6 protein-coding genes are annotated in these 12,278 nt (G+C 58.4%); 3 read left to right on the forward strand and 3 right to left on the reverse strand.

Annotated features, from left to right (window positions below; genetic code table 11):
- Nucleotides 1-363: 363 nt before the first annotated feature.
- Complete coding sequence (locus tag PMW67_RS06135) at nucleotides 364-6,846, forward strand: InlB B-repeat-containing protein (protein ID WP_271739115.1); 6,483 nt, start codon at nucleotides 364-366, stop codon at nucleotides 6,844-6,846.
- Nucleotides 6,847-6,855: 9 nt separating this feature from the next.
- Entirely contained in the window at nucleotides 6,856-7,734 is an 879-nt protein-coding gene (locus PMW67_RS06140; RefSeq protein WP_271739117.1) for a DUF4430 domain-containing protein, read from the forward strand.
- 158 nt (nucleotides 7,735-7,892) lie between these two features.
- Here PMW67_RS06140 and PMW67_RS06145 read toward each other — a convergent pair whose 3' ends face one another.
- The 3 genes from PMW67_RS06145 to PMW67_RS06155 all read right to left on the reverse strand — a co-directional run bounded on the left by PMW67_RS06145 (nucleotide 7,893) and on the right by PMW67_RS06155 (nucleotide 10,910).
- Nucleotides 7,893-8,300, reverse strand: coding sequence for a GtrA family protein (locus tag PMW67_RS06145; protein WP_271739119.1), 408 nt, complete (start codon nucleotides 8,298-8,300; stop codon nucleotides 7,893-7,895).
- Between the two features lie 219 nt (nucleotides 8,301-8,519).
- Nucleotides 8,520-8,915 carry a GtrA family protein gene (locus PMW67_RS06150; protein WP_271739121.1) on the reverse strand — a complete coding sequence of 132 codons (396 nt, stop codon included), beginning with the start codon at nucleotides 8,913-8,915 and terminating at the stop codon, nucleotides 8,520-8,522.
- A gap of 78 nt (nucleotides 8,916-8,993) precedes the next feature.
- A complete protein-coding gene (locus tag PMW67_RS06155) occupies nucleotides 8,994-10,910 on the reverse strand; it encodes a fructose-1,6-bisphosphatase (protein ID WP_271739122.1) in 1,917 nt (638 codons plus the stop codon).
- Between the two features lie 320 nt (nucleotides 10,911-11,230).
- Here PMW67_RS06155 and PMW67_RS06160 point away from each other — a divergent pair, with 320 nt between their 5' ends.
- Nucleotides 11,231-12,121 carry a DegV family protein gene (locus PMW67_RS06160; protein ID WP_271739123.1) on the forward strand — a complete coding sequence of 297 codons (891 nt, stop codon included), beginning with the start codon at nucleotides 11,231-11,233 and terminating at the stop codon, nucleotides 12,119-12,121.
- Nucleotides 12,122-12,278: the final 157 nt, after the last annotated feature.

Genomic DNA, 12,278 nt, shown 5'->3' on the forward strand with positions numbered 1-12,278 from the left:
GGGCCCCTTTTGCGTGCTACCATATCGACAGTAATAATCGATGGCCTAGATGGTGGTGCGGAGACGCACGAATGCGCGGTTTTCCTGTGCGTTTGGGAGAATCGGGGTGCAAGTCCCCGGCTGTACCAGTAACCGTAATTCCTCTTGGCCCGGGATGGTCGCGTCGCAGATCGGACGGCGCGCCCGGGTCGGTAAGGTTAAGTCGGATCGCCTCCCATCTTGTGCGCGACCGCGGCGCATGCCGCCGGTACGCGTTGGGCTCTGGAGGGAAGGGGGACCCCGATGGGGGAACTCGAGCGCAACATGCGCGATGACGTGGGGCAGCCGCTGGGCAATGTCCCAAGTTCAGACAATAGGAGACAAATGGATATGTTTGAGGATGAGTGCCAACGCGCCTCGTGGCGTCGTCATGGAGCGATTGCCCGCGGCGTAGCCAAGCGCGGTCTGGTGGCGTTCCTGGCTTTTGCCATGGCTTTTGGCACCACGCCGGCGCAACTTTGGGCCGGGGGCGCCGAGGGCATTGCCGAGGCCGTGGCGCAGGCTGCGACGGGCGGCGAGGGCGCGGCGGCCGACGATGGCACCGCTGCCGACACCGGCGCGAACAGTGCGGCGGCGAGCGCCGCTGCCGATGACGCCGGCGCAGATCAGGGCGCAACTGCGAGTGCCGCGAATGGTGCCGACACCGCCGCAGGCAACGCGACTGAGTCCGAGAACTCTGCTGCGACGCCTGCTGCTTCGGAGCAGAAGAACGCCGTTGCCGCCGCGTCTGCCACAACGCTTTCGAGCGAGGCCAAGGTCTTCATCCAGGATACCAAGGATAAGGACAGCTCCTATTCCACGAAGTCGGGCGCGCTCAAGGCCGGTGAGACGCTTTGGGCAAATATGTACGATGAGGTCGAGGACGACTGGTACGGCACTTCGACTGAGTCCGTTGCCAATCCCGGCACTTGGACTTACACCTGGCTCGCCGGTACGACTAGGGCCAGCAGCAATGTCGCCGACTACACCGAGGTCGTAGGCCACGAGCAGTCGCTCACCGTCACCGCCGCGATGGAAGGCAAATACTTCATCTGCAGGGTAACGGTTGATGGCAAGGACTACTACGGGCCGTCCGTTTCTTCCGGCTCGGGTATCAATGCCAACAACATCCCCGGTCCCGTGCTGGGTGCCGGGCAGATGGAGCTTAACAACGTCAAGCTGAGTAGCGACACGCCGAGCATAGGCGACACCCTGACGGCGACTCCGTACATAAGCTATTATCAGCAAGCCCCCGCCGACGCCAAGGTTACCTACACGTGGTCCGCATCCACCTCGCAGTACTCGGGCTTTACCAAGATCGAGGGCAAGACGGGTGCTTCGCTCGTGGTGGGCGACGACCTTGAGGGCAAGTACATCAGGGTCGAGGCCAACGCTGGCGTCAACACGGTGAACAAGACCACTTCCAGCAAGGTCAAACAGGCCGGTGCGGTTGAGATTTCGGCCGTGTCCATCATCAATACCAAGGACGATACGAGCGTCTTTGCGGTGGGGGATACCGCTAAGGCCCGCGCTAAGGAGAAGGGCGGCGCGTACGGCGCGTTCGTCGACGCGAGCAAGCTCAACTATCAGTGGCAGAGCTCTGACACCAAGAGTGGCACGTATACCGACATTGCGGGTGCCACGGGTGAGACCCTCGAGCTTACCGACGCTTTAGGTGGCAAGTACCTCAAGTGCAAGGTGTCCTCGAAGATCGGCTCTTCGAGCATGGCCAACAACACGGGCGCTCTCGTTGCGGCTACCGGTTCAATTAATGTTACGAGCGTGACTATGAGCCCGACTTCGGGCAAAGTCGAGGTTGGTTCTACGATTACGGCGACCGCCAAGGCGGGTTCCACCGACGTTACCGCCGATTCGCATGTCACGTGGCAGTGGTATAAGGGCACCTCGAACACCGCAAGCAAGTGCGACACGCCTATCAAGGGTGAGACCGGTAACACCCTGACGGTGACCGCCGCCCTTAAGGGCTACTACGTCGTGGCCAAGGCCAACGGCGGCTATGGCGAGCAGAAGCCGTACTATGCGGTGGGTCCCGTTTCCGTCGCGGGCCAAGTGGAGCTCTATGACGTGCAGTTCGAGGGTTCTCCTGCTACCAATGGCGTGCACGTAGGCGATACGCTCAAGACTAAGGTGCGCAAAAAGGACGGTTCGCGCTACAACTATATCGACCGCACCGATAACGTGACCTACCAGTGGCAGTATGCAAATAGCAGCTCGAGCTACGACTCCGCTTACACCGATATCCCCGGTGCTACCAAGGCCACCTATACCGTTGATGCCGCCTATGCTGGCAAGTATCTGCGCGTGAAGGTGACGAGCGAAAACACCGTTTCCAGCACGCAGAAGAAGAGCTCCTACGGCGGCGCGCAGTCCGTTGCCCCGCTCGGCCCCGTGACGCTTAAGGGCCAGTACAAGGTGGCGGGCATTGAGCTTGCCGATAAGAACGTTACGCTCAGCGTGGGCTCAAAGATCACACCGAGCGTGCAGGTTCCGGGTAGCTGGTCGGGCTCGACGAAGGACGTGCCCGACGATGCCGAGTTGACCATGGCGTGGTATGCCAAGGGCGAGGGCGATGCCGATTGGACCGAGCTCACCGACGGCATCGATAAGACCGATGGCAGCCTGACTCTTACGGATGCGCTTGTCGGCAGGCGCATCAAAGTTACGGCGAGCGCTCTCGACAACACGGTTGAATGGGTTTCGTCCGATAGCGTCACCGCGGCGGGGGAGTATAGCCTGCTGCGCGTGATCGCCAGCCCGCAGATCAATAGCGATTCGGTCCATCTCGCCTCGGGTGATAGCGTCAAGGCGACGGCGCAGGCCAAGCGCGCCGACGGTTCGGCCACCAACGGTATCGACGTCACCGACCAGGCGACTGTTGCCTGGTATGCGGCGGACGACGCGAAGGCTCCCGCGGCTGACTGGACGCTGCTGTCCGATATGTCGGGCGCCGAGGCGACGGTTTCGGCTTCTGCCGCGGGCAAGTATCTGAAGGCTGTCGCCACGAGCGGTAGCTCGACGGTCGAGCTCGTCTCCGCCAACAAGGTTATCGCCGCGGGCTCGCTCGAGGCTGCAGTCCAAAAGCTCAACGATGCCAATAAGCAGATCGCTGTTGATTACAGCGCCAAGGGCGGCAACGTCAACGATGTTCTGAAGGCGCAGCTTGCCGATTTGGGCTTCACCGATATCGACGTCAAGGTCTCCGAGGGCGGCGTTGCCTTTAAGGCTGAGGATAACAAGGCCACGGTCGGTATCTCCGACGCCCAGGATAAGACCAACGGCGATGTGACGTTCTTTTACATTGACCCCAACGACTACACCGGTTACAACATCGACGGTCTGCGTAGTGCCGATGTGGTGTTTGAGCTGTCGCGTGACGGCGAGAAGACCGAGTATTACCAGCCCAACAAGACGGTTCAGGTGGCTTGGGACGAGGCTAAACTGCAAGACCTTCTTGACGGAGCCGCCGAATCCCTGCAGATTGGCTACGCGGCGGGCGAGTCCGCCGATGGCGTGACCCAAAATGTCACGCTTCCGTACAAGGCGGGTTCCGCAAAGAAATTCTCTGTTGAATGGACAAGCTCCGATACCGAGCGCCTGTTTGTTTCTGGTTATAGCTGGGAAGATAAGACGGGTAAGGTTTCGCGCGCATCGAGCGATCGAGACGTGGCGCTGACCGCCAAAGTTACGGTTACGAGCGGCGACATCAAGCTTGCCGGCTCGCACGACTTCACCGTGACCGTCAAGGGCGATCCCGAGAAGGTCGCTGCCGACAAGAAGGCGCTGCAGGAGAAGGTCGATGCGGCCTTTACCTACGGCAACATCAAGTACTCCGGCACCGACGCGCCCGCCAACAAGGATGGCCTGACCGCCGACCTGCAGATGCCGCGCACGAGCACGCTCAAAATCGACGGCAAGTATTACGAGGTCAAGTACTCCGCCAGCACCGATGACATCACGTTCAACGGTTACAAGGGCACGGTCTATCAGCCGCTGCCTGGCACCGAGGCAGCGAAGACCAAGATCACCCTCACGGTGACCGATAAGTCTAACGCCGAGGTCACGGCTAGTAAGACCCTCGATTTTGCGATTGCCCCGCAGGACCAGAACGAGCTCGATGCCGAGCTGTTCCACCTGAGCCTTGCAAAGTCAACATTCTCTCAGGGTATTCTTGACGGGCAGGATGCGTCCAATGTAACGGGGAACTTGCATGCGCCGTTGAAGGTGTACGGTCAGGGGTATGCAGTTAACTGGTGCTATTCCTCCGAAGAGGCTGCAGGCCACTACGGCTTCGTGTTCAGTGAGCTCCCCGGCGGCACGGAGAACACCTATCGTTTGCTCAAGTCGAGCAAACCGAGGGTTATCGCGCATGAGAACCTTATCTTCACTCAGCCCGAATACAACACGAAAGTCACAATTAGCGGCCGTCTGAAGAGTGAGCGTTTTGCCCGTTATGCCGAGCGCTATCCCGACAATTCGGACTACGCGGTGCTTGCCGGCTTGGATGTTTCTGCGACGGTAAACGTCAAGGGAACGACGGGGCTCGACAACCCGAACGAGGGCAAGACCATTACGGTGACGGCCAAGGTCACGGGCGTTTCCGCAAGTGATGCTGACGGCGATTATACCGAGCAATCGGTGGCGCCCTTGACCGAGCTCACGCTTCCTGCCGACGAAGACACGACGGCCGAGTCGGTGCTCGAGCAGCTTATGACGGCTGCCGGTTGCACGAACCTCGAAGCAAATGCATGGGGTCTTACGAGTGCGACGATGCCCGATGGCCGCGTGCTGAGCACAACGAGCGCCGCGCCGTACAGCTACTGGTCGTTCTTTGTAAACAATGGGTATGCGAGCGTCGGTGCTCCGAGCTACTACCTCAAGAACGGCGATTGCGTCGAGTTCCGTTATGTTAAGGGTGACGGCACGCAGAAGCCCTCGACGGCTCCTGCTACCAATCCCGGAACGGAGCATCCCGATGTCGATGCGGCATGGAATGGTTTTGCGAACGGTGGCTCGGGATCCTCGACGGACGCCCTTACGCCTACAACAAAGACCGATACGCCTTCTTGGGCACTTAATCTTCTGACCGAAGAGCAGCAGAAGGCAGGTGCAAGCGCCTCTGCGTCTGACCCCATTGTCGCGAACGGAAAGGTATACCTTGTCACGGGCGCTTCGGTATGGGGTGGAAAGACGTGGAATGCTGTCCTGAATGAGATTGATCCCGAGACGGGTTCCGTTCTGCGATCTCTTGAGCTTGGCTCTTCCATGGATACCACCTGCCGTCCTGTTATTGCGCAAGGCATTATTTTGATTCCGCTTTCCGGCGGCTATCTGCAGGCTGTTTCGGCGAAAACGTTTGAGACGCTTTGGTATTCCGATGCATTTACGAAGCAGAACCTGTCTTCGTTGACCGTTGACGGCGACTACGTCTATATCAACACCCTTGATTATTGGTCTGGCAATGGCAATGACGTGCAAAACGGTACGGTCAGGCGCATCAATATTCACACGGGCGCCATCGCCGGTAGCGCCTCCGTCGCTGACGGAGGTTACTACTGGTCTGGCGGCCTGATGGTAAATGGCTACTATGTCGTTGGCGGCGACTATGGCCAGGTGCGCGTATATTCTGCCGATCTGTCAAAGCTTGTTGGTTCGATTAAGCTGTCTGGTGGCAACATCCGTTCGGCGCTTACCGTTCATGACGGTTATATATATGCTGTTACGCGCGACGATGGTACGTTGCACAAGCTGACCATTGGTTCCGATGGTTCCATTACTGAGGCCGCGAAAGTTCAGTTTGCCGCTTATTCGACTTCGACGCCCGTTTTCAGTGGTAAGTATGCTTTTATTGGCGGGACAACCGTGAACAATTGGAAGGCCAAGGCCAAGGCTAAGGCTAAGGCTAAGGCTAAGGGCCTGCTTTCGATCATTGACCTCTCCGATATGAGTGTGAAGCAGATTACGAAGGCCAATGGCGAAGAGCTTGGCTTTGAGTCCAAGGGCACGCCGCTCGTCTCAACACATGATGGCGAGACGTACGTATATTTCACCTTGAACGGCGCCAAGGGCAATTGGCCTAACTACACTACCGGCGGTGGCGTGTACATGTACAAGCTGGGCGATGCCGAGGCAACCGAGGTGTTCGTTCCCGGTTCTGGATATGCCAACTATTGCATGGCCTCGGTTGTCTGCGATCAGTTCGGCAATCTGTATTACACCAACGATTCGGGCCATCTCTTCTGTGTGAAATCTCAGGCACATCGCGTCAAGTTTGATGCTCAGGGCGGCTCGTCGGTCAATGGTCAGACCCCCGCTTCGGGCTCGACTGTCAGCAAGCCGACCGATCCGACGCGCGAGGGCTATACCTTCGCTGGTTGGTACACCGATGAAGCTTGTACAAAGGCGTATGACTTTAGCGTTGCGGTGACGGCTGATATGACGCTGTATGCCAAGTGGATCAAGAAGGCCGCTGACAACAACGGCGGTTCTGGCGGCAATGGCGGCTCCGGTTCTGGCAACGGTACGAACGGGCAGCAGTCCGGCGGTGCTGTCTCGCCGGGTCAGAAGCCGGTCTCCACGACCACCACGACCGAGACCAAGGACGATAAGGATTCCAAGAAGGATTCCGATAAGTCCGGCAAGAAGGATGGCAAGTCCGATACGGGCTCGTCTGCTACGACCGCTGCTAAGAAGTCCGCTGCTGCTCCGGCACAGGAGTCTGGCTTCAACCCGCTCGCCATTGTTGGCGTGGCGGCCGGCGTGATCGGTCTCGCAGTCATCGGTGTGTTCGTGTTTACCAAGCGTCGGTAGGTGAGGGCTGTGTCCAATAAGCCTCAGGACGCCGAGTCCAAGCAGCCCGACTCGTCGTTCATCCAGCTTGACGATGCAAAGAAAAAGGACGCCGCTTCGGCGGCGTCCGCCCCTCGGCGCAAGGCGCTTTTTGGCGCCCTGACGGCCGTCTGCATCGTCTTGATCGTTGTGTCGCTGGGTTTTGTCCAACCTTCTTCCAGCGGTGCTTGGTCCATCGATTGGATCGCTCGGGCCGTGGCGGGGAAGAGCGTTGCCGGCTCTGGCTCTACCGCCTCTCGCAAGACGGAGGCAGCGGGCTCCTCGTCTTCTGACGCTGTGGACTCCGAGTCCAAGGACTCGGATGAATCTGATTCCAAGGACAAGTCTGAATCTTCGGACAAGAAGTCTGACAAGGATTCGAAGGAGAAGAAGTCCGAAGGCAAAGGCGGCAAGAAGTCCAGCAACACGTCTGCCGGACAGGGCTCCGAATTCGCCGGTGGATCGAGCTCTTCTTCGGGCAGCGACTCGGCGTCCGGCGGTGGGTCTGCATCCAACAGTGGCGGCGCCTCTGCGGGCAATCAGGACGGCTCGCAGCAGCCTGGCTACGTCACGGTAACGGTCTCGGTCACATCGAGCGCTGTGGGCAATCCTGTGTCTTCTAGTGGCACCTTCACCTTTAACAAGGGCGCTACGGTCTACGATGCCCTGTGCGCCCTAGGGCTTTCCGTGAATGCGCGCGGCACGTCGTACGGCACGTATGTCGCCGCTATCGGCGGCTTGGCCGAGAAGGAGCACGGCGGCACGAGCGGCTGGATGTACTCCGTCAACGGCGCAACGCCCAACACGGCCTGCAGCAACTACGTTCTCTCCAATGGCGACACAGTCGTTTGGTATTACGTAACGGGCTAGATGCCTCGACATAACGCGCCAAACGGGCGGTTCGGACCAACATCCGAGCCGCCCGTATTTCATGCGAATGGGACTGGGTCGCCGGGTCTCTCTGTAAACAAAAAGCCGGTTGGAACGTGAATTCCAGCCGGCTGCGAAGCGAGATTATGTTGGGTCGTCTACGACTGTGCGCCCTCGAGGAAAAGGCGGCGGCTAAAGTAGTTGTACCAGGTGACCAGGAACGTGGCGATGGCCTTCATGGCCTGGTAGCCGATGCTCAAAAACGTGACGCCCACAAACATGTACAGGTCGTTGAGACCCAGGCCAATCACCGACAGGATGGTGAAGATCGTGAACTCGCGCTTGCGGCTCATGCCCTCGCGGTGGTCGAACACGTACTTCATGCTGAGCCAGTAGTTAACCACGACGGATGTGGTAAACGAGACCGTGGTGCTCATCAAAAAGTCAAGGTGGAACAGCTCGACGAGCGCAATGAGCATACCCCAGTCGATGCCAAAGGAGATAAGACCCACGACAGCGAACTTGAAGAACTGCTTGGTATGAGGTTGTGCCAGTGCCTTGCGCACGTAATCACATCCAATGCATTGACGAATCGAGCAGAGGATACTTTAGAGCTTTTGCATGGGAAACGTAAGGTCTTTGGCAAGAACTATACGAACTCGCCAAATTTGCAAGAGACAATCCGCAAACGTTGTAAATCCTTCCGTAAACGAGCAAGGCCCACGAACAGCGCAGCGCTCGACGCACATCGTCCGTGAGCCCCGTAGTGCAACGAGGAGGCCGGGTTACTTGGTCTCCTCGCCCTCCAGGAAGATCTTTCGGGTTACAAAGTTGTAGACCATGACCAGTGCGGTGGCGCAAATCTTGGCGATATTGGCTTCGAGCCCCAGGCCGGCGTTGAGGGCCAGTACGATGCCGTCGTTGAGAGCCAAACCGATCACGGACAGCACGACAAAGATAATGAACTCGCGGCGGCGGCTCATGCCCTCCTTGTGCGCAAACACGTACTTCATGCTCGCGACGTAGTTAAAGATGAGCGAAACGATAAAGCCGCTGGTATTGGCGATCAGGATGTTAAGACCCAGGCCGTAGTGGAGCAGATTCATGATGCCAAAGTCGATGACGGTGGCAATGACGCCGACGACGCCAAACTTCATGATCTGCGCAAAGAGCTTTTGCATGGTACCTGCCTTAGGGTGGCGCCGCAGCGCCGTGGGGATGACGAACTCAGCAAGTTTAGCCAATCCCCACGGGTGGAGCTAGGCGCGCTCCTCGATAGCACCGTTTCTATATGCATCGAGCAGTTGGCGTAGGTCCTGGATTTGGCTGCGGATCTTGGCACCCGTATCGGTGTCGCTTACCATGCGGCGGCGGTCGGCCTCGTCAAAGCGGTTGGTCTCGCTCTCGATATCGATATTGCGGGTGAGCGCCTCGGCAACGGTGGTAAAGGCCTGGTGCGACTTGAGGCGGCATCCGCGCGAGCTCGAGATGAGCGTGTAGCCGGCGATGCCTGTTTTGGGATGGTAGGCGCGGCAGAAACCGCCATCGATGACCAGCAGCTTGCCGTTGGCGCGGATGGGCTGCTCGCCCTTGGTAGTCTTGACGGGCGTATGGCCATTGATGATGTGACCGGTCGGCGAACATGCCATGGGGGCAACGCCGAACTCGCGCATGATGTCGTCGCAGACCGAGGGCGACTTGGTTAGCGTAAAGTACGGGTCCATCGGCTCGACCCAGGTGCTCTTATCGGCGATATAGGCGCGCTCAAAGGTACGCACCAGGCGTCCGCTGGCGGGTGAGTTAAAGCCGATCCACAGGTACCACATCCAGTCGAGGGCATCGTGGTCGCCGACGCGCCAGGCTCGGCGGGCGATATGGTCGCAAAAATCGAGATAATCGCGGCCTGCGTGCCAGGCGCCCAGGCAGTTCATGCTGCTAAAGGTACCATCCTCGTTGAGCGGCACGCAGCCATGGAACAGCAGATTGCCGTTGGCGACCTTATACATCGAGCCGTGGGTGTAGAGGAAATCGATATGGCGATGCAGGTGGTCGGCGGTGACAAACTCGGACACGAGCTTGTCGATGATGTGTTGCTCCTGGGGCGTGAGCATGTAGGGGTCCGTCGGGTCGACGGTGGGGAAGTCGCTGGTCGTGAGCGGCCACACGCTGCCGTCGGCAAGCGTGACTGTGCCGGCGTCGTGATCGATTTTGTCGAGCAGCAGGCGGTTGGTCATGTCGAACTCGGGGTGGCGCTGGATAATCTGGCCCTCGAGCTTAAAGAGCAGGACGTTGATGGCTTTAATCAGCGGGCTGATGGGCTCACCGGCGGTATAGGTGGCATCGGCAAAGGCGACAAGCTCGCGCAGCGAGATGCCATAGTCGTTCTCGAGGATCTCGTAATTGTCGTAGCGCAGGTTGTTGCGCAGCACCGTGGCGATGCAGGCAGGCTCACCGGCCGCAGCGCCCATCCACAGTAGGTCGTGGTTACCCCACTGAATGTCGAGCGAATGGTAGGTGAGCAGGCGGTCCATAATCTTGGCAGCGCCGCCGCCACGGTCGAAGATATCGCCCACCAGGTGCAGGTGGTCGACGGCCAGGCGCTTGATGAGCGAGGCGAGCGACTCGATAAAGTCGTCGGCGCTTGCGGTCTCTAGGATGGACCCAACGATGCGCTCGTGATAGCGCACGCGATAGTTGTTCTCGTCCGGATGCGTGTGCAGCAACTCGTCGATGATGTAGGCGTAATCGCGCGGGATGGCCTTACGCACCTTGGAGCGCGTATAGCGGCTCGAAAGCGAGCGGGCAACCACAATGAGTTGGTCGAGCATGGTCTTGTACCAGGTGGGCGAGTCCTCGCGCTTGCTGCGGACCAGCTCGATCTTCTCGCGCGGGTAGTAGATGAGCGTGCACAGCTCGCCCTTTTCGTCAAACGTGAGCGTGTCGCCAAAAATCTCGTCGACATGTTCGCGCACGACGCCCGAACAGTTGTTGAGGATGTGCATAAAGGCTTCGTACTCGCCATGCACGTCGCTCATAAAATGCTCGGTGCCTTTGGGCAGGTTGAGAATGGCCGAGAGATTGATAATTTCGGTAAACGCGGATTGCTCGGTGGGAAATTGTCTCGACAACAGACGCAGATATTTAAAGTCTTGCGGATTGCGATCGAATGCGACCATGAAACACCTTCCGATATGGATGGTAAAACTGATAAAACAGCGTCAAGCGTTTACCAGTATGCGCCGGCTTTGTTTCGATTTTGCGCCGGCGGCTGAATTGTCGGCTGAACGGTTTGGTAAATCGATTTAGTTGAGGTAGATATGGCGGTTGAGTGGAGACGAAGCGGGTGATTTTGCCCACGTTGGCCCATGGCGGGGATGAGGATGTTCATGATAAAGATATTGGATGCAAATGGTTCGCATTGGTAAATAGCGGACATATGTATCGTATTTAGGCTTGCTGTGCGATAATTTGCGCAGCAATACTTAAGGAGCCTCATATGAGTGATTTTGTCCTGACCTGTGAATCCGCCGCCGATCGAACCCGTGAGTTCTTCGCGTCGCGCAATATCCCTGTCGTGTGTTTTCATTACGAGATTGACGATGTTGTCTATACGGACGATCTGTATCAGTCGATTACGCCGGACGAGTTTTTTGCCCAGATTGCCGCGGGCGCCATGCCCAAGACGTCTCAGGTGAGCGTGGGTGAGTACGAGGAGTTTTGGGAGCCGTTTGTTGCCGAGGGTAAAGACGTGCTGCACCTGACGTTGTCGTCGGGTATTTCGGGCACGTATGGATCGGCCTGCGTTGCGGCGCAGATGCTCGCGGATCGCTATCCCCAGGGCGGCAAGGTGCGCGTCATCGATTCGTTAGCGGCGTCTTCGGGCTTTGGCCTGCTGACGGAATGTGCCGCCGACGTTCGCGATAGCGGCGCTTCGCTCGACGAGACGGCCGCTTGGATTGAGGAGCATAAACTCAACCTTCACCACTGGTTCTTCTCGACCGATCTGTCGAGCTACCTGCGCGGCGGTCGCATTTCGGCTGCGAGCGCGATCATCGGCACGGCGCTTAAGATTTGCCCGCTTATGACGGTCGATTGCGAAGGTGGACTGTCGCCACGTGAGAAGATTCGCACTAAGAAGCGCGCGATTTCCGAGATGGCTAAGACCATGATGGCACATGTGCAGGACGGTGCGGATTATTCGGGTAAGTGCATCATGTCGCACTCGGCGTGCCGCGAGGATGCCGAGGCCGTTGCGGCGCTGATTGAGGAACAGGTTCCGCAGCTTAAAGGCAAGATTGAGATCAATAACATCGGTACTCTGATCGGTTCGCACACCGGACCTGGTACGGTGGCGCTCTTCTTTATGGGCGACAAGCGCGTGGATTAGCGTTCGTGCGCTGACTGTCAGTTTTAACAGCTGCGCTTGTCACTCCTGACATTCGAAAACAGAAAAGGCCCGTCCCGTTGTGAACTGCGTCCCAAATCTTGGACGCCCTAAATAGCGACTAGGCCGCGAGGGCCTGATTCCGGAACTCCTCCGGGGT

Source organism: Collinsella aerofaciens, from assembly GCF_028209395.1.
Lineage (GTDB): Bacteria > Actinomycetota > Coriobacteriia > Coriobacteriales > Coriobacteriaceae > Collinsella > Collinsella aerofaciens_AZ.